Origin of the sequence: Lysinibacillus sp. FJAT-14222, assembly GCF_001278875.1 — a bacterium.
In the GTDB taxonomy this organism is placed as follows: Bacteria; Bacillota; Bacilli; order Bacillales_A; family Planococcaceae; genus Lysinibacillus; species Lysinibacillus agricola.
This window is the reverse complement of record NZ_LIYL01000064.1, coordinates 37,921-58,212: the sequence shown is the minus strand read 5'-3', so window position 1 is coordinate 58,212 and position 20,292 is coordinate 37,921. Positions and strand designations below refer to the sequence as shown.

At 38.9% G+C, this 20,292-nt stretch carries 17 protein-coding genes; all 17 read left to right on the top strand.

The annotated features are described in order from the left end of the window. Positions 1-27: 27 nt before the first annotated feature. Positions 28-1,083: a DUF3048 domain-containing protein gene (locus AN161_RS25950; protein ID WP_082340445.1), complete on the top strand. Its 1,056-nt coding sequence runs from the start codon at positions 28-30 to the stop codon at positions 1,081-1,083. 15 nt (positions 1,084-1,098) lie between these two features. Further along, a complete protein-coding gene (locus tag AN161_RS25945) occupies positions 1,099-1,419 on the top strand; it encodes a YerC/YecD family TrpR-related protein (protein WP_004225717.1) in 321 nt (106 codons plus the stop codon). A 110-nt stretch (positions 1,420-1,529) separates the two neighbouring features. Then, a complete protein-coding gene (locus AN161_RS25940; RefSeq protein ID WP_053597199.1) occupies positions 1,530-2,219 on the top strand; it encodes a heptaprenylglyceryl phosphate synthase in 690 nt (229 codons plus the stop codon). A 164-nt stretch (positions 2,220-2,383) separates the two neighbouring features. After that, positions 2,384-4,636: a DNA helicase PcrA gene (gene pcrA, locus AN161_RS25935; RefSeq protein WP_053597198.1), complete on the top strand. Its 2,253-nt coding sequence runs from the start codon at positions 2,384-2,386 to the stop codon at positions 4,634-4,636. Between the two features lie 14 nt (positions 4,637-4,650). After that, a complete protein-coding gene (ligA, locus tag AN161_RS25930) occupies positions 4,651-6,657 on the top strand; it encodes an NAD-dependent DNA ligase LigA (protein WP_053597197.1) in 2,007 nt (668 codons plus the stop codon). A 402-nt stretch (positions 6,658-7,059) separates the two neighbouring features. Beyond that, positions 7,060-8,196, top strand: coding sequence for a CamS family sex pheromone protein (locus AN161_RS25925; RefSeq protein ID WP_053597196.1), 1,137 nt, complete (start codon positions 7,060-7,062; stop codon positions 8,194-8,196). Positions 8,197-8,296: 100 nt separating this feature from the next. After that, positions 8,297-8,503 carry a hypothetical protein gene (locus AN161_RS25920; RefSeq protein ID WP_053597195.1) on the top strand — a complete coding sequence of 69 codons (207 nt, stop codon included), beginning with the start codon at positions 8,297-8,299 and terminating at the stop codon, positions 8,501-8,503. Positions 8,504-8,687: 184 nt separating this feature from the next. Then, the gene (gene gatC / locus AN161_RS25915; protein WP_010857153.1) at positions 8,688-8,975 is read left to right on the top strand and encodes an Asp-tRNA(Asn)/Glu-tRNA(Gln) amidotransferase subunit GatC; all 288 of its coding nucleotides are present in this window, start codon (positions 8,688-8,690) and stop codon (positions 8,973-8,975) included. Positions 8,976-8,999: 24 nt separating this feature from the next. Further along, a complete protein-coding gene (gene gatA / locus AN161_RS25910) occupies positions 9,000-10,463 on the top strand; it encodes an Asp-tRNA(Asn)/Glu-tRNA(Gln) amidotransferase subunit GatA (protein ID WP_053597194.1) in 1,464 nt (487 codons plus the stop codon). A gap of 1 nt (position 10,464) precedes the next feature. Continuing rightward, positions 10,465-11,892, top strand: coding sequence for an Asp-tRNA(Asn)/Glu-tRNA(Gln) amidotransferase subunit GatB (gene gatB / locus AN161_RS25905; protein ID WP_053597193.1), 1,428 nt, complete (start codon positions 10,465-10,467; stop codon positions 11,890-11,892). Between the two features lie 380 nt (positions 11,893-12,272). Next, the gene (locus tag AN161_RS25900) at positions 12,273-12,833 is read left to right on the top strand and encodes a thioredoxin family protein (RefSeq protein WP_053597192.1); all 561 of its coding nucleotides are present in this window, start codon (positions 12,273-12,275) and stop codon (positions 12,831-12,833) included. Between the two features lie 140 nt (positions 12,834-12,973). After that, positions 12,974-13,888, top strand: a complete 915-nt coding sequence (locus AN161_RS25895) for a diacylglycerol kinase (RefSeq protein ID WP_053597191.1) — start codon at positions 12,974-12,976, stop codon at positions 13,886-13,888. A 397-nt stretch (positions 13,889-14,285) separates the two neighbouring features. Further along, positions 14,286-15,632: a cytochrome ubiquinol oxidase subunit I gene (locus tag AN161_RS25890; protein WP_053597190.1), complete on the top strand. Its 1,347-nt coding sequence runs from the start codon at positions 14,286-14,288 to the stop codon at positions 15,630-15,632. Then, positions 15,629-16,654: a cytochrome d ubiquinol oxidase subunit II gene (locus AN161_RS25885; protein WP_053597189.1), complete on the top strand. Its 1,026-nt coding sequence runs from the start codon at positions 15,629-15,631 to the stop codon at positions 16,652-16,654. Before AN161_RS25890 ends, AN161_RS25885 begins: the two co-directional genes overlap by 4 nt. A gap of 13 nt (positions 16,655-16,667) precedes the next feature. Further along, entirely contained in the window at positions 16,668-16,790 is a 123-nt protein-coding gene (locus tag AN161_RS31205) for a hypothetical protein (RefSeq protein ID WP_277815988.1), read from the top strand. 231 nt (positions 16,791-17,021) lie between these two features. After that, on the top strand, positions 17,022-18,395 hold the full coding sequence (gene rlmD, locus AN161_RS25880; RefSeq protein ID WP_053597220.1) for a 23S rRNA (uracil(1939)-C(5))-methyltransferase RlmD: 1,374 nt from the start codon (positions 17,022-17,024) through the stop codon (positions 18,393-18,395). 654 nt (positions 18,396-19,049) lie between these two features. Continuing rightward, complete coding sequence (locus AN161_RS25870) at positions 19,050-19,559, top strand: YfiT family bacillithiol transferase (protein WP_053597187.1); 510 nt, start codon at positions 19,050-19,052, stop codon at positions 19,557-19,559. Positions 19,560-20,292 lie beyond the last annotated feature (733 nt).

The following is a 20,292-nucleotide window of genomic DNA, read 5'->3' as shown; positions in this document are numbered from 1 at the left end:
GTAGTTGATTAAAGGAGAGTAATGCTTGTGTTCAAATCAAAGAAACTATTTATTGCCATGGCTTTTAGTACCTTATTGATAGGAGGATGTTCAAAAGATTCATCGGAAGTGAAGGAAGACGATACGAAAAAAGTTGACGAAGAATCTGCTATTGGAGAGTCTGTTCAAGAAGGGTCGGAAGTTGCTCCGTTAACAGGCGAGGCTGTTAAGGAAGAAATCACACAACGCCCGATTATGGTCACAATTAATAATCATCCTGAAGCACGTCCACAATCAGGATTGGCTGCGGCAGATATCATTTATGAAATGTTGGCAGAAGGCAATGTAACTCGTTTTTTAGCAGTCTATCAAAGTGAACTGCCAGAAAATATAGGGCCTGTTCGTAGTGCTCGATCTTATTTTGTTGATCTTGCGAAAGGCTTCGATGCATTTTACGTAGCACATGGCTATAGCCCAGAAGCAAAATCAATGCTTAGTAATAATGTAGTCGACAATATAAATGGTATGGATTATGATGGTACACTTTTTAAACGTTCAAAAGATCGTGTTGCTCCACACAACTCGTATATTACGCCTGAAAATATCTTAAATGGAGCTGAAAAAGTGGACGCTTCAATGATTTACCGTGAAAAAGTAAGTCAGGCTTTTTATGAACCCGATGAACGTGGTAAAATAGGCATTGAAACAAGTCAAGTTGACATTTACTACGGAAATAGTGAGTATTTCCATAATTCGTATGTGTATGATCATCAAAGTAATCGTTATGGACGACAATCGGCTGGCGTTGACACAAAGGATATGTTAACAGGCGACACATTATCATTGGCAAATGTTCTATTTTTTGAAATGAAACATCAAACTGTTGATAAAGAGGGACGCCAAGAAATTGATTTAACTTCTGGTGGAAATGCGTATGTATTTCAAAATGGCTATATGAGAGAAGTCAAATGGGCTAATATTGATGGAATACCAATGGCTGTAGAAGAGTCTGGGGAACTTGTAAAGCTAGTACCAGGGAAGTCTTGGGTTCATTTCATACCAACTTCACCAGGGTTACAAGCAATGGTGAAAACGCAGCCTTAAAGGGAGGAAAATTGCATGCAAATCGAAAAAATTCGAGGGCATCAAACAGATCAATTATTTAAAGCAGTGTTAGAGCTGAAAGACATCGAAGAATGCTATAAGTTTTTTGATGATTTATGTACGATTAGTGAAATTCAATCGCTGGCACAACGCTTTGAGGTTGCGCATTTACTACGTTTAAAGAAAACCTACGAATCCATTAAAAAGGAAACAGGTGCAAGTACTGCAACTATTTCACGTGTACGTCGTTGCTTTGATTACGGGAATGATACATATGATGAAATGCTAGGTCGTTTGTATCCAGATGAAAAGCCGTTTCAAGCACCAAAAGAATAGTAGGTAAAGAGGCTGGGTAGAGGTTCTGCTCAGTCTTTTTCATTTTTTTGTCGACAGTCATAAGCTATACTTGTAAACGAATAGATAGAAAATGATAGGTGGTAAAATAGATGGATTATTTAGAATGGAGACATGTGTTCAAACTAGACCCAGCTAAAGACATCTCAGATGAGGCACTAGAAAGAATTTGTGAGTCAGGTACAGATGTTATTATAGTTGGTGGAACAGACGGTGTAACATTAGATGGTGTATTAGATCTGCTTGTTCGTGTACGACGCTTTGAAGTACCAATTGCGCTTGAAATTTCTTCAATTGATTCGGTAACACCAGGCTATGACTATTATTTCATTCCAACTGTGTTGAATAGTGATGATCCAAAGTGGATTAAAAATCTACACCATGAGGCCATTAAGGAGTATGGAGATATTATGGTGTGGGATGAATTAGTAGCTGAAGGTTATTGTATTTTAAACCCGGACTGTAAAGTAGCAGAAGTAACGAATGCGAAAACAGATTTATCCATTGATGATGTTGTAGCTTACGCACGTATGGCTGAAAATTTCTTTAGACTACCTGTATTTTATGTAGAGTATAGCGGAACTTATGGTGATATAGACGTTGTAAGTGCTGTGAAAAAAGAGCTGAAAAATACGCGACTGTTTTACGGTGGCGGCATTACATCTGCTAAGCAAGCAGCAGAAATGGCAAAATATGCAGATACAGTAGTAGTTGGTAATATTATTTACGAAGATTTAAAAGCTGCACTTGCGACTGTTAAGGCTGTTAAAAATACGATATAATTTAACTTTTTCAGCAGGTGTCCAAACACCTGCTGAAAGAAGTTAAAGCCTCCGGCGGATGTCACGGAATCGGAAAGGAGTTCTTTGTGCAAGCACAAAGCCGATTCCGGACGCAATTATGCCGAGGCATAATTGATAAATAAATGTTTGTAAGGCGGTGCGAAATGGAGCAGTTAACGAAAAACTTATTAGCAGGTATGAACCCTGAGCAGGAAAATGCGGTTAAAACAACTGAGGGACCGCTTCTAATTATGGCGGGGGCTGGATCAGGGAAGACACGTGTATTGACACATCGTATAGCATACTTAGTAATCGAAAAAGAAGTATACCCATCAAAGATTTTAGCAATCACATTTACCAATAAAGCTGCACGTGAAATGCGTGAGCGTATTGATGGCATTCTTGGTAACGGAACTGGTGATAGTATGTGGGTATCGACCTTCCACTCAATGTGTGTGAGAATTTTACGACGCAATATTGATCAGCTAGGGATATCACGTAATTTTTCAATTTTAGATTCGACTGATCAGCTATCCGTTATTAAAAATGTTATGAAGGATGAAAATATTGACACGAAGCGTTTTGAACCACGTGCAATTTTAAATGCAATAAGTTCAGCAAAAAACGAATGTATAACTGCGGATGATTATGCAGGCCAAATCAATGAAAATAATCCTTACGAAAAAACGGTTGCCCAGGTTTATAAAGGTTATGAAAAAAGACTACGCCGCAATCAATCCCTCGATTTTGATGATTTGATTATGACAACTATTACATTATTCAAGCGTGTACCTGAAGTGCTTGAATACTATCAAAATAAATTTCAATATATTCATGTGGATGAGTATCAAGATACGAATAAATCTCAATATTTACTTGTTCAGATGCTGGCCAAGAAATTTAAAAATATTTGTGTTGTAGGTGATTCAGACCAATCGATTTATCGTTGGCGTGGTGCGGACATTGGCAATATTCTTTCATTCGAAAAGGATTATCCGAATGCTAAGGCCATTATGCTTGAGCAAAATTATCGTTCAACAAAACGCATCCTACAAGCAGCAAATGACGTCATTCAAAATAATACAACACGTTATCCAAAAGAACTGCGTACAGAAAATGCAGAGGGTGAAAAAATCGTATTGTACAAAGCGTATAACGAGCAAGAGGAAGCACAATTCGTTGTACAAACAATCCAACAGCATATTCAAAAAGAAAATCGTTCATTTGATGACTTTGCGATACTCTATCGTACAAATGCTCAGTCTCGTGTGATGGAGGAAGTGCTTGTTAAGTCCAATATGGCTTATCAAATAGTTGGTGGTACTAAGTTCTATGATCGTAAAGAGATTAAGGACTTACTTGCCTACTTGCGCCTTATTGCCAATAATGATGATGATTTATCACTTGCACGTATTATCAATGAGCCAAAGCGTAGTATAGGTGCAACCTCCTTTGAAAAAATGGCGCGCTATGCGATTGAACAAGATCGCTCTATTTTTGATGCAATGAATGATCTTGTATTCATGGGTCTAACAGGGAAGGCTGCTAATTCGGCTGAGCAGTTTTATGCGATGATTAAAGGCTTTACAGAGATGCAAGAATATTTATCTGTGACTGAAATTGTAGAGCAAGTCATTGACAAATCAGGTTATCGTGCAATGCTACAAAACGAAAAGACTATTGAAGCGGAAAGTCGCTTAGAAAATATTGAAGAGTTTTTATCAGTAACAAAGGCTTTTGAGGAGCGTAGTGATGAAAAGAGCTTAATTGCCTTTTTAACAGATTTAGCTCTAATTGCAGATATTGATGCACTTGATAAAGAGGATACATCGAAGGGCAACATTATTTTAATGACGATGCATGCCGCAAAGGGCTTAGAATTCCCTGTGGTCTTTATCATTGGAATGGAGGAAAATATCTTCCCACATTCTCGTTCACTTGATGATATGGATGAAATGGAAGAAGAACGTCGTCTCGCTTACGTAGGTATCACACGTGCGGAGGAACGTTTGTATTTAACTAGTGCACAAAGTCGTACAATTTTTGGTCGTTCTAGCTATAACAATGTCTCTCGTTTCTTAGGTGAAATTTCTGAGGATATTACAGAATCAATGTCCAAAGGTGGTACGAAGCCTGAGGTTCCGTTTGCCTCTAGTAATCGTTCAGCAGGTGGGTACCAAAAACGTACACTTGGAGCAATTCAGAAAACACAACCAGCAACAGCTCGTTTACAAACAACCGGTGGAGACCAATTTGGCTGGAAGGCCGGGGACAAGGCGATCCATAAAAAATGGGGAACAGGTATGGTTGTCAGTGTAAAAGGTGAGGGTGATGGTACGGAGCTAGATATCGCCTTTCCACAACCAGTTGGCATTAAGCGATTATTGGCACAGTTTGCACCTATTGAAAAAGCGTAAGCGGAGGAACTTAAATGAACGAAATAGAACAGCGTATTGCGGAGTTAAATAAATTATTGCATGAATACGGTCACGCCTATTACGTGTTGGATAAACCGGTCGTAGCAGATAGTGTTTATGACCAATTATTACATGAACTTATTGCTTTAGAGGAAGCAAATCCTTCACTAATTTACCCAGATTCACCGACACAGCGTGTTGGCGGAGCAGTGGTAGAGGGCTTTAAAAAAGTGACTCACGATTACCCTATGCTAAGTCTATCAAACGCTTTTAATGAAGAAGATTTACGTGAATTTGATCGTAAAGTGCGTCAAGCAATCGGTGATAACTTTTCTTATGTTTGCGAGTTAAAAATAGATGGTCTTGCGATTTCTTTAAAATACGAAAATGGAGTTTTTGTACAAGGGGCAACGCGAGGAGACGGTGTTGTAGGGGAAGATATTACAGCAAATTTAAAAACGATTCGAGCAATACCTCTTCGATTAAAGGAACCGATCGCAATAGAAGTACGTGGTGAGGCGTATATGCCTAAAAAATCATTTGAAAAATTGAATGCCCAACGTACTGAAAACGGAGAAGAATTATTTGCTAATCCGCGAAATGCGGCTGCTGGCTCTTTACGCCAGTTAGACCCTAAAATTGCAGCGAGTCGTCAGCTATCAACCTTTATTTATGCAATTGGGGGAGATGGTGAGGCATATGGTATTGACGGCCACGCAGAGATGCTCGATTATTTAGAGGGACTAGGCTTCCCATCAAATAAAGAGCGTCAACGCTGCTCAACGATTGAGGAGGTACTAGCATTCATCGAAAAATGGACTGAAGATCGTCCGAATTTAGCCTATGAAATTGACGGTATTGTTATTAAGGTGGATCGCTATGCACAGCAGGATGAACTTGGTTATACGGCAAAGAGTCCACGTTGGGCAATTGCTTATAAATTCCCTGCTGAGGAAGTAGTCACAACATTACTTGATATTGATTTAACGGTTGGGCGTACAGGGGTTGTTACACCAACTGCTATTTTATCGCCTGTTCAAGTGGCAGGTACGACGGTTCAACGTGCATCTTTACACAATGAGGATTTAATTCGAGATAAAGATATTCGACTAGGAGATACAGTCATTATCCGAAAAGCCGGAGACATTATTCCACAAGTTGTAGGTGTACTACTGGAGCAGCGCCCTGAGGACTCAGTTCCCTACGTAATGCCCGAAAATTGTCCTGTTTGTGAGAGCGAACTTATTCGTATTGAAGGAGAAGTAGCATTACGTTGTGTAAATCCTGCATGTTTTGCACAAATTGCGGAGAGCATTAAATATTTTGTATCGCGTAATGCTATGAATATTGATGGTCTTGGTGATAAGGTCGTTGAGCAGTTTTTACGTGCAGATTTAATTCATGATGTCTCTGATTTGTATCACTTAACTGTAGAACAACTAGTCGAACTTGAGCGTATGGGTGAAAAATCAGCGACGAATTTAGTAAATGCTATTCAGGCTTCCAAGGAAAATTCGATGGAACGTTTACTAATTGGACTAGGTATACGACACGTTGGTGAAAAGGCAGCGAAAATTGTTTCAGAGGAGTTTGGAACGATGGAAGCTGTGATGGCAGCAACAGAGGAGCAGCTAGTGGAAATTTATGAGATTGGTGATAAGATGGCTTCATCGCTTGTCGAGTATTTTTCAAACGAGGATGCATGTGCAGTCATTGGCCGCCTTGCCGAAGTAGGCGTCAATATGACATATAAAGGTAAAAAGATAGAGGTAGCTGTAGGAGATAATCCTTTTGCAGGTAAAACAATTGTATTAACTGGTAAACTTGAGCAATTGACACGTAACGAAGCAAAAGCGAAAATAGAAGAGTTAGGTGGTATTGTTACAGGCAGTGTCAGCAAAAAAACTGATCTTGTCATTGCAGGAGCAGATGCGGGTTCTAAACTAACAAAAGCCGAGCAGTTAGGGATTGAAGTTTGGAATGAAGATCGCCTGATCGAACAATTTAACCTTGTCCAATAATGGATACTTTCAGGTTCATCACCAAAAGTTGTGGATGACATTTGTTAAAATGCATACCTTATATAAATTGATTGGAGTGGAGACTGGGCGACTCCTTGGGGATCAGCGATAGAGGAACGAAGGCTAAAACCATCACATCCTGTGATAACGCCTTCGTGACCAACATCATGTTGGCCCGAGACCCCCAGGAAGCTTTGCTCTGTGCGACAGCGGCAAATGTTTTATCTGTGCGAAAGCGTAGCGACAGCAACAAAGCGCCCAGTCGGAACGGAAATCAATCACACGTTATGGTGATCATCTAAATATTATAGTAAAGTAAGATGAATTGTCCGTCCTTTCCATAGAAAGGTATGAACAATTCGTCAAGCAAAATCTGAATATCAGTAAAGGAGTATTAAAATAATGAAGTCATTTCGACTCATTCCTGCAATTGTCGCTGCTGCAATGCTAGTCGGCTGTGTGCCTTCTAAAGAGAAGGAGACAGAGCTTACACAGGAGACGCAACAGGAAAAAGCGGAAACAACGATTATTCCAAGCATACAGATTGATGAATCATATTATAGAGCGCTAACTCCTTATAAAAAAAGTGCTAGCAGAGGATTAGTAGTTTCAAATATTTATACGAAATATGATATGAAGGAAGTTGAAACAGGTTTAATGCGTCTTTCTCAAAATGAGTTTGATACAAAAAACTACTTCTTCCAAGAAGGGCAATATTTAGCCGAAAGTACAGTAACCAATTACCTGAAGCGCAGTTCACAAGTTAAGGAGGGGTTAAATCCTCCAACGACGGACTCGATGACGCCAGAGGAACGTGCAACAAAGGCCCCAATCTATTTATCACATATTGTTGAGCAAAATTATTTAACAAAAACGGATGATAATAAAGTAAAATTAGGCGGTATTTCGATAGGACTTGCCTTAAACTCTATTTATTATTATCAAAAAGAGAAATATGGGGAATATTATGAGGAACCAATTTCAGAGGCAGCACTTGTCGAGCAAGGGAAGAAGATGGCTACGGAGATTGTGTCTCGCCTAAGAACTCGTGATGAATTAAAAGATGTACCGATTGTAGTAGGCTTGTTCAAGCAGCAGGCTCGCAATGACATTATTCCAGGGACGTATTTTAACTATGGTGTGGCCAAAGCTGGACAAAATGATGTAACTGATTGGAATGCTATTGATGAAGAGTATGTACTGTTCCCGACGGATGAATCACAGGATGTATATCGAGATGATAGCAGTAACTTTAAGAATTTCAAACAAGATGTAGATAAATATTTTTCTAACTATACTAGTGTGATAGGAACAGGCTTCTATCAAAATAAAAAAATTCAAAAGCTAAAAATCGAAATACCAATCCAATTCTTCGGTCAAGCTGAAATTACAGGCTTTACTCAATATTTAACAGGTGTTCTTATCAATCAATTCGATAACACCAACGTTGAAGTAAGTGTTACCGCGATGAACGATCCAATGGCATTAATCATTAAGAAAGCCAACGAAAAGGAACCATATGTGCATATCTATGAATAAAAAATAGTCAGCTTTATGCTGGCTATTTTTTTATGGATGGAAAATGAGATTTAATAATAGGCGGATAGAATTCTCGGAGCGACGGATAGAAGGCGCAAAAATGGATAGAATCTACGAAGTACCGGATAGACTCAATGAAGTGACGGATAGAAAAGCAAAAGCGCCGGATAGACTTCTTGGAGCGGCGGAAAGAGCTTTCGAAACGACGGATAGAAAAGCAAAAATGGATAGACTCCTCGAAACGACGGATAAAAGAGAGCATAGCAACACGATCCATGCCCTGCTCATGAAAAGCGAAGTCTTATGAAAGACTCTTAAGACAGTCCCTAAAGACAACACTTCGTCCTAGTAGTGAAAGTTTCTTTATTTTTGGTGAAAGTTGTGATTTTTAATATGAAAAATGTTATGATTATTTGCATGGTTAACTTTATTCAACCCTATTGTTATCGACAAAAACAATGAATGGAATGAGTATTCGGAGGTGTGAAAAAATGGCGAAATTAACAAAAGAAGAAGTTAAGCACGTGGCAAATTTAGCACGTCTTGCAATTACAGAAGAGGAAGCAGAGAAATTTGCTGAACAGCTTGGTAAAATTACGGACTTCGCAGAGCAATTAAACGAGTTAGATACAACGAATGTTGAACCAACAACTCACGTTTTACCACTAGTAAACGTAATGCGTGAAGATGTGGCAACAAAAGGCTTAGACCGTGAAGTAATGATGTTAAACGTAAAAGAACAAGAAGATGGTCAAGTAAAAGTACCAGCTATCATGTAATACTAAAACATAGGAGGATTCCTCATGACGTTATTTGAACGTTCAGCAAAGGAGCTACAAGCTGACATTAAAGCGGGTAAGCTAACAATCGCTGATTTAACAAAAGAAGCATACGAACGTGTGGCGAAGCTTGACGGCGATGTACAAGCTTTCCTTGCTTCAAACGAAGAAAAAGCAACTGCACAAGCAGCAGAAATGGACAAAGTGCCATTTGAAGAGCGTGGACCACTTTTCGGTCTTCCTATCGGTGTGAAGGACAACATCGTTACAGAAGGCTTAGAAACAACTTGTGCTTCTAAAATTTTAGAAGGCTTTATGCCAATTTACGATGCAACAGTAGTTAACAAGCTACGTGAAGCCGGTATGGTTACTATCGGTAAATTAAACATGGACGAGTTTGCAATGGGTTCTTCAAATGAAAACTCATATTATAAAACAACAAAAAATCCATGGAACTTAAACCACGTACCAGGTGGATCTTCAGGTGCGTCTGCAGCAGCAGTTGCAGCAGGAGAAGTTCCATTTTCACTTGGTTCTGATACAGGTGGTTCAATCCGTCAACCAGCAGCTTATTGCGGTGTTGTAGGGATGAAGCCTACATATGGTCGTGTATCTCGCTTTGGTCTAGTTGCCTTTGCATCTTCTTTAGATCAAATCGGGCCTATCACTCGTAATGTTGAAGACAACGCTCTTTTACTTGAAGCAATTGCAGGATTAGATGCAAACGATTCAACTTCTGCAGACGTAGAAGTACCAAACTACGCAGCAGCCCTTACAGGTGACGTAAAAGGCTTACGTATCGCTGTGCCAAAAGAATTCCTTGGTGAAGGTGTTGGCGAAGCAGCACGCCAATCAGTGCTTGAAGCATTAGAAGTATTAAAAGGCTTAGGTGCTACAGTAGAAGAAGTATCACTTCCTCATTCGAAATATGCACTTGCAGCATACTATATCCTTTCTTCTTCAGAAGCGTCTTCTAACCTTTCTCGTTTTGACGGGATCCGTTATGGTTTCCGCGCAGAAAATGTTAATAATTTGATGGACCTTTATAAAGAAACACGTGCACAAGGCTTTGGCGATGAAGTAAAACGTCGTATCATGCTTGGTACTTACTCGCTAAGTGCAGGTACGTATGATGCTTACTACAAAAAAGCTCAACAAGCACGTACGCTTATCAAAGCAGACTATGACAAAGTATTTGAAGACTTTGACGTAATCATTGGACCAACTTCTCCAACACCAGCATTTAAAATTGGTGAAAACGTCGATGATCCAATGACGATGTATGCAAATGATATTTTAACGATTCCTATGAACTTAGCTGGTGTGCCAGCCATCTCAATCCCATGTGGTATTGAAAATGGTCTACCATTAGGCTTACAAATTATCGGTAAATACTTCGATGAAGCAACAATTTACCGTGTAGCTCATGCTTTCGAACAAGCAACAGAGTTCCATAAACAAGTTCCTCAAATTTGGGAGGGAAAATAACATGAACTTTGAAACAGTCATTGGTTTAGAAGTACACGTTGAGTTAAAAACAAACTCAAAAATCTTCTCACCAGCACCAGCTCACTTCGGTGCTGAACCAAATACAAATACTACAGTTATCGACCTAGGCTATCCTGGTGTCCTTCCTGTACTTAATAAAAATGTTGTAGATTTCGCAATGCGTGCAGCACTTGCATTAAACATGGAAATCGAACAAGAAACTAAATTTGACCGTAAAAACTACTTCTATCCAGATAATCCGAAAGCTTATCAAATTTCTCAATTCGACAAGCCAATCGGTAAAAACGGCTGGGTTGATATCGAAGTAGATGGTTACACAAAACGTATCGGTATTACACGACTTCATATGGAAGAAGATGCTGGTAAACTGTCTCACAGTGGCGACCACTCTTTAGTTGACTTTAACCGTCAAGGTACACCACTTGTAGAAATCGTTTCTGAGCCAGATATTCGCACACCAAACGAAGCGTATGCGTATCTTGAAAAAGTAAAATCAATCATCCAATATGCAGATGTTTCAGACTGTAAAATGGAAGAGGGATCTTTACGTTGTGATGCCAACATCTCAATCCGCCCATATGGTCAAGAGGAATTCGGTACGAAAACAGAGCTTAAAAACCTTAACTCTTTCAACTATGTTCGCCGTGGTTTAGAGCACGAGGAATTACGCCAAGCAGATGTCCTTCTTTCAGGTGGGGAAATTGAGCAAGAAACTCGTCGCTTCGATGAAAAAACAGGTAAAACAATTCTTATGCGTATTAAAGAGGGAACAGACGACTATCGTTACTTCCCAGAGCCAGACTTAGTTCGTCTATCAATCGATGATGAATGGTTAGAGCGAGTAAAATCAGAAATTCCAGAGCTTCCAGATGCTCGTAAAAAACGCTATGTTGAGGAATTAGGCTTAACACCATATGATGCAGGAGTTCTTGTTATTTCAAAAGAAATCTCAGACTTCTTCGAGGCTATGGTAGTTAAAGGTGCGGATGCAAAACTTTCAGCAAACTGGCTTATGGGTGATGTTTCTGCATACTTAAATGCAGAACAAAAAGACCTTAAAGATACTGCATTAACACCAGAAAACCTTGCGGAAATGGTGAAATTAATCACTGATGGTACAATTTCTTCTAAAATCGGTAAAAAAGTATTTGCTGAATTAGTAGAAAAAGGCGGTTCTGCACAAGAGATCGTTAAAGCAAAAGGTTTAGTTCAAATTTCTGATGAAGGTGCATTACTTGCTATCGTTACAGAAGTTCTAGACAACAATGCACAATCAATCGAAGACTTCAAAAACGGTAAGGATCGCGCTATCGGCTTCTTAGTTGGTCAAATTATGAAAGCAACTAAAGGTCAAGCGAACCCACCAATGGTCAATAAATTATTACAACAAGAAATTGCAAAACGTTAATTGCAATTGCAATAGAAGGCCAAGAGAGCAAATTCGTTTTCTTGGCTTTTTATTTTTAAAAAGTAATACATACTAAAGATTTTTTTGGGCATCTATACAAGATAAATGCTCTGACCAGTATAGGAACAAAGCATCGCGTCCTGTTAACGCCTTCGTGACCAAAATCCCGTTGCTGATGCTGCGCTTTCGCACAAAGAACATCTGATGCCCCAAGCGGCTCAGCGGACGCCATCAAGAAAGCGCCCAGTCGGAACGGAAATCAACCAGGTTTTATGGTGATATGACTAAAAAATACCAACTTAGCACATTATAGTTGTCTAAAAAGAGTATTCATAGCAAAATATAGAATAGAGCATGATTTAACTTTAGGGGGTCAATCGATGAAAACTGAACAACAATATTTCAATGATGCGATTTCGATTCAACAATATATGGATACTATGACGACGTTAAAAGAGGAAAGCTTCCGTATTTATGATAGCTTTGAAGTGCCAACGAACGATGGCTTTATCGAGCTACTGAAGGGCAAGCAATTAAAAATTTTAACGATTACTGAGGATTGGTGCGGGGACGCAATGTTAAACAATCCAATTATTCGCCGAGTTGCAGAGACAGCAGGATTAGAAATGCGTACAGTATTACGTGATGCTGATACAGACTTAATTGATCGCTATTTAACAAACGGTGGCCGTGCAATTCCAATTTATATTATATTAGATGATGCTGGTCAGGTTGTTGGAAAATGGGGCCCACGTGCACCAGAATTACAGGAACTAGTAGTGAGTAAACGAGCTAGCTTACCTGATAAAGAAGATCCTACATTTGAAGATGCGCAAAAGGCGTTATATGTAGAAATTCGTGAAGAGAATATTACCAATAAATCATATTGGACATTTGTTTATGAGGACTTTAAAAAGCAAGTAACAGCTGCATTGCAATAATTGTAGATCACATGGCTGCATGTCAGAGAATTTTGTTTAGGACATGCTTTGTCTCTTGTTGACTAATAGAAATTCAATGCAACATTTAAACGGATAATTCGTTGAAAGAAATAGAATCTTATGAAGCAGGAAGGTATGTTATGAAACGAGCAAGAATCATTTATAATCCTACATCTGGACGTGAAGTGTTTAAAAAGCATCTACCAGAAGTATTGGAAAAATTAGAGGTAGCAGGCTATGAAACATCTTGTCACGCAACAACTGGTGAAGGCGATGCAACCATGGCAGCAAAGGATGCAGTAGAACGTGGCTTTGATATAATCATTGCAGTTGGTGGAGATGGCACATTAAATGAAGTTGTTTCAGGTGTGAGTCCATTTGAAAACCGTCCGAAAGTTGGCCTAATTCCGATGGGCACAACGAATGATTTTGCCCGTGCTGTGCATATTCCTCGAAATATTGATGCTGCCGTTGAGATCATTACTAAAGGTGAGACGTTGCCAGTTGATGTTGGTTTATTAAATGGGGAACGCTATTTCATCAATATTGCTGCTGGTGGACGCATTACAGAGTTAACCTACGAAGTGCCAAGTAAAATGAAAACAATGTTAGGACAGTTAGCTTATTACTTAAAAGCAGTGGAAATGATCCCATCGATCAAAGCTTCCCATATGCGTATCGAATATGATGGTGAAGTGTTTGATGGGGATGCTATGATGTTTTTATGTGGCTTAACAAATTCAGTAGGTGGCTTTGAAAAGCTTGCACCAGACGCAAGTATTAATGATGGCTACTTTACTTTATTAGTATTGAAAAAAGTGAGCCTACCTGAATTTATTCAGCTTGCCGCAATGGCATTAAGGGGCGAGCATTTGAATGATGATCGTGTAATTTATAAAAAGGCAAGTGTTGTAAAAGTGTCTACTGAAGACGAAGTACATTTAAACTTAGATGGTGAGTATGGTGGGGACGCACCTGCAACATTTGAAAATCTAAAGCGCCATATTGAAATTTTTGTTCCGCTAGCAGACATTCGTGAGGAAGACCGTATATAACGAACATAAAAGCAGGGCTCTGCTCAATTTAGGAGTGAGCCCTCATCGGACGCCCCTAGTCGGAACGGAAATCAACCGCACGTTATGGCGATGACCTTATATAGAGTGAATTGTTTCCTATTATTGGGATTGTGAATGAATTAAGAAAAATGTTTGGCAAATGTGCGTATATTACTTGAACAAAATTTGAAACCTTTATAATAGGCCGAAATTTCGGTCCATTATAAAGGTTTTTTTCGTTGTAATAGTGGAAAATGGGGGTATAAATAAGGGAAAGGAAGTGTTGCCGTTGTATAAGTCACAGGAAAGAAAGCTCATATGGCTAAGCTTTGGTGTTGCAATTATCATGCTACTTTCCATACTTGGAAGAATATTCGGAAGTTAGGGGGGCAATGAAATGGTGAATGAATCAGCAGTCTTTTGGAGTAGAGCATTAACGGAGCTAACTTTATCGTTCCATATTATTTATGCAACGATTGGTGTGGGTGTCCCGTTAATGATTATGATTGCACAATGGACTGGGTATAAAAAGAATGATGAGCACTATATTTTAATGGCAAGACGTTGGGCACGAGGCTTTGTCATTACAGTTGCAGTCGGAGTTGTAACAGGGACAGCAATTGGCTTACAGTTGTCTTTATTGTGGCCGAATTTTATGCAGCTCGCCGGTCAAACAATAGCATTACCACTTTTTATGGAAACGTTTGCATTTTTCTTTGAAGCTATCTTCCTTGGCATCTACTTATATACTTGGGATCGCTTCGATAGTCAGAAAAAGCATATGCTACTGTTAATTCCTGTTGCTGTTGGTGCATCGATGTCAGCTGTGTTTATAACAATTGTCAATGCGTTTATGAATGCGCCACAAGGATTTGACATTGTGGACGGACAGCTTGTAAATATTCAACCTTTTTTAGCGATGTTTAATCCAGCGATGCCGACAAAGGTAGCGCATGTTCTCGTTACAGCCTACATGACGTCCGCATTTGTATTAGCATCTATTGCAGGATACCGTCTACTTAGAGGATCTAAGCATGTATACCATAAAAAATCTTTATTACTACTTATGAAGATGGGTCTGATTTTCTCTATTGCAGCAGCGGTTATTGGAGATTTCTCAGGAAAATACTTAGCAGAATATCAGCCAGAAAAACTAGCTGCAGCTGAGTGGCATTTTGAAACAGGCGATAAAGCCTCACTTATTCTATTTGGTGTATTAGACGGTGAAGAAGTAAAATATGCTATTAAAGTACCTTATGCTCTAAGTATTTTAGCGCATAATAATCCAAACGCAGAGGTAGTCGGCTTAGATCAATTTGCTAAAGAAGATCAACCACCACTGTATATTCATTACCTCTTTGATCTCATGGTGTTTATTGGCATGTTCATGGCACTAGTTTCACTACTTTACGTAACCGGGAAAGTACGTGGATGGCAGTTTATTCATACACGTTGGTTTAGGTGGATTATCGTTGCTGGGGGGCCACTTTCAATTATTGCGATTGAAGCAGGTTGGTGGCTTGCGGAAGTTGGACGACAGCCTTGGATCTTATATGGATTAATGCGAACACCAGAAGGAGCCACAACTAGTGACCATGTGGATTTAATGCTGCTATTGTTCGCAGGTGTGTATGTTGTATTGGGAATAGGAAGTATTGTGGTTTTAGTTCGTATGTTCAAAAAGAATCCGATTGAGCGTGAAATAGAAGATCGCCATTCTGAAAAAGGCGGTGACATCTTATGACATTAGAGATTTTAGGTATTTCAGTTTTGTGGATTTTCCTATTTGGCTATGTCATTGTAGCTTCGATTGATTTTGGTGCAGGCTTTTTCAATGCCTACAGCCTACTCATCGGCAAAAATCATATTTTAACGAATATTATTAAGCGCTATTTATCACCTGTTTGGGAAGTAACCAATGTCTTTTTAGTATTCTTCTTTGTCGGGATTGTTGGATTTTTCCCACAAACAGCCTTTTATTATGGAACGATTTTACTTGTCCCAGTAAGTATTTCACTAGTGCTGCTTGCCATACGAGGCTCCTACTATGCGTTTGAATCGTATGGCTCACGTGGACATATCGGCTACACACTGACATATGGTGTAGCAGGCTTACTCATTCCAGCCTCACTGTCTGTTGTATTTGCGATTGCTGCTGGTGGCTATGTTGATCTTGTTGACGGGCAACCTGTTTTGAACTACTGGACATTGTATACGAGTCCATTTGCTTGGAGTATTGTCGTGTTAAGCATTGCAGCAGTACTCTATATTTCAGCTGTGTTTTTAACATGGTATGCTCATAAGGCAAAGGATGTAGAAGCAACAAAACTAATGCGAAAATACGCACTTGTTTGGGCAGTACCATTAATGGTGAGTGCTCTTGGCATTATGTACGAAATGAAATCCATCAATTCTGAAAGTTACAATCATATGGTTAATTTATGGTGGATGTTTGCCATTTCAGCCGTGTTATTTATTATTACTGTGGTGTTAATATGGATGCGAAAAAAATACGGCCTTGCGGTGGGACTATTGATTGCACAATTTGCCGTAGCATTCTTCGCCTATGGTATCGCTCAATATCCATATTTATTGTATCCATATTTAACGATTTACGATAGCTTTACAAGTACACAAATGGCGATTGCACTCGTCATTGCGTTTATTTTAGGACTATGTCTGCTTATTCCATCACTGTACTTATTGTTGAAATTATTCTTGTTCAACAAAAATTATGTGACCGGGAAAGAAGACAATCACGCATAGGAGGAATAAAACGATGGGGAATTTTTTAATGTTTTATGCACCATTTATAGTCGTCATCCTCGGAATAGTTGCTGCTTTCTGGTGGGCACCGAGAGATTACCACATCGTAAAGAAAGAGGGAAAGAGTCGCGAATAGCGGCTCTTTTTTCTACTCATGTAAAGGCTATCAGTTTGGGTGAGAGTCAATCACATTCTCGGCATACCTGAGGTTTGGGTTGAGAGCCGATCACATTCTCGGCATACCCTAGCAGTCGGTGGCAAGAGCTATCACTTTCTCAACACACCCGAGCCGTTAATACCAAGCCTTGTTCTTTTTTCATCTGCCACAACATGCTACAATAAGGAGATTGAAATGGAGGATGTACGAATGTCAGCACCCGTGAAAAAGAATGACCGACTAACAGTTTATATAGAAGATTTAACACATGATGGCAATGGCGTCGCAAAGGTCGATGGTTATCCATTATTTATTCAAGAGGCACTTCCTAATGAAACAGCGGAAGTACATGTTTTAAAAACCTTAAAAAATTACGGCTTTGCGAAAGTCGTAGATATTCTTAAGCCATCGCCAGACCGAGTAGAGGCTCCTTGTGCATATTTCAAGCAATGTGGCGGCTGCCAATTACAGCACCTGTCCTATGAAGGGCAGTTAAAGTGGAAAGAGAATATGGTGCGTAATGTGATGCAACGCATTGGTAAAATTGATGCGCCTGTTCTACCTGTGAAAGGCATGAAAGAGCCTTGGCATTACCGTAATAAAGCACAAATTCCTTTCTCCTCAAATGAAGCAGGACAAGCGATTGCTGGCTTCTATAAAACGAAAACGCATAGCATTGTAGATATGGAGCGTTGCTTAATTCAGACAGGCGAAGCGGACGCTATTCTTGCAGGCTTGAAAAAGGAATTAGCGGCAATCGGTATTCGACCATATAACGAACAAACACATGAGGGAATGTTGCGCCACGTAGTTATTCGTAAAGCACGAGCAACTGGTGAAGTTATGGTTGTTCTCGTAACTAAAAAGAAAAAATTCCCACAAAAAGAAGCCGCTGTTGCAACAATCCAGAAGCTTGTCCCGAATGTAACATCCATTATGCAAAACGTTAACAGCGACAAAACGAACGTTATTTTCGGTGATGAAACCGTAAACCTATGGGGTAAGGACGTTATTATTGATACAATTGGCGATGTTCGCTTTGAAATTTCAGCCCGTTCATTTTATCAAGTAAACCCTGAGCAAACGGAAGTGCTATACAAGCAAGCATTAGACTACGCTGACTTGCAGGGTGATGAACGAGTAATTGATGCTTACTGTGGTATAGGCACCATCTCCTTATTCCTTGCGCAAAAAGCAAAGGCTGTCATGGGCGTTGAAATTGTCCCACAAGCAATTGAAGATGCGAAGCGTAACGCAGAGTTAAATGGTTTTACCAACACCTATTTTGAGGCTGGGCCAGCAGAGGAAGTCATTCCACGCTGGTATAAGGAAGGCAAGGAAGCCGATGTCCTAGTTGTCGATCCACCGCGTAAAGGCTGCGATGAAGCGCTTCTTAAGACAATTTTAGAGCAACGTCCTAAACGAGTTGTATATGTATCATGTAACCCAGGAACACTTGCACGTGACCTCCGTATTTTGGAGGATGGGGGCTATCAAACACAGGAAATTCAACCTGTGGATATGTTCCCGCATTCGACGCATGTTGAGTGTGTCTCGCAACTCATTTTAAAAGAAGGCAACTAAACATGCGTTAGTTGCCTTTGTATAAAGCTTTAACCTACTTCTAAGGGATTAACGAAGGTATAGTGTATATGGATTTCACCTTCGTGTGTACAAGTAATCCGCTCAACTAATGAATGAAGAATTCGTGGAGTCAGTTCTTCTAATGAAAGATTATCCTTTAACTTTTTGCTGATAGATACTTCGAAATTTTCATATTCGTTCATTTTTTCATTAAGTTGAGTTTTTTTAGTTTGGTGTTCTTTGATTTTATTATCTGTTAGTTCGCGGTAATCGACTAATTCTTCTTTCGAGATAATATTATCAGTGAACAAATTGACGTAATCTAATTTTCTTTTGCTTCAAAGCATCACGAAGCGGTCGCATGGTTGGAGTTATAGTAGAAATAAAAAAGAGTGAATTCCAAATAAAGGGATTCGCTCTTTTTGGTTGAAATTTATAAAGAATTACAAGTTCGAATTTCATTAAAGAAAAGGTCCCCAACAAAAACTCTGTCTTTATATGCGAATAAATTTGGAGGAAATATTACAAAACCAGTAAAAACTAATTCAACATTTGTAGTTTTAATGTTGAAAGTTTACAATAACTGAGCCGATTGTTATATTAAGTGTTAATACCTAAAAATGGTAAATAAAGAATGGGAAAAGGGGTTTGAAAATGGATGTAAGATACCCAATTGGAAAATTACAAGTTCCTGAAAAAGTAACATTTGAAAATGTTCAAGAATGGTTAAAGCAAATCGAAACATACACAATTCGACTAAGAGAAACTGTTGATTCTTTAAGTGATGAGGAATTAAACAAAACTTATCGTGAAGGTGCATGGACAGTTCGTCAACTTGTACATCACATTGCAGATTCGCAGTTGAATATGTATCAACGTTTGAAGCTGGCTTTAACAGATGACAATCCAACAGTTCCAGCTTTTGATGAAGAAAAGTGGGCTGTTCAGCCGGATATAGAGCTTCCTATAGAAAGTTCTATTAAAATGTTAGAAGGCATAAATGAGCGTATCGTATCTTTAGGACAAAGTTTAACTAAAGAGCAATTAGATCGAGCATTTACTCACCAAACAAACGGCAAAATAACAGTTTCAACAAAAGTTGTAAAATTAGCTTGGCACGAAGAGCATCACTTAGCTCATATAAAATTTGCATTATCAGAATGATTAAACTTTAATATATAAAACTAGCATCGATTTACTTTATCTAAGGTGAGTCTACTACATCTTTATTTCATTACACCACCATCAGCACTCACCACATTGTGAAGCTGTTGCTTAGTTGGAGTTTGTACCTGGTAGACACGTTATTCATAAGCGATTCTGAAATATTAGAAGCTATACTATATAACTTGAAAAAGTAGACATTTTCAATCCCGACCCTAATTTTCTTGCAAATAACCATTGCGAAGTTAGGGTCTTTTTACATGGAACTTAATTGGAAAACATCTCATGTTCAGCATATATGATTAGCACACGGATTAATTCATCCGTTTCTTTTCTAGGAAAGGAACTGCTTGTATTGATTTTATATCATGAAGCCCTCCTATGCTTATTACCGGTAATCAAGTGGTTATTTATAGGGGCTTTCCAGAAGTTTCGCGACTTTTTGGAGGCCTTTATTTCATACCTATTTCAAGGAAGTTCAGAGAATAATTCTCCATTTTACCTCATGGTAAAATATATTGTCAATAATAAATTTGTAAAATTATTAAAAAATGTTATAATAGTCTTACAATTGTTTTTTTAAATCGTATTTCGAATTCCGCTGTCCTTTTTTGCAGATAGAATTTGGATACGTTTTTTTAATATCCTTTTTTAAAATCGAAGAAAAAAATTAAAACAGTTATGTGAGCTTTAAAGGAAGTTAGTTGAATAAAATAATTAATTTCTATCTAAT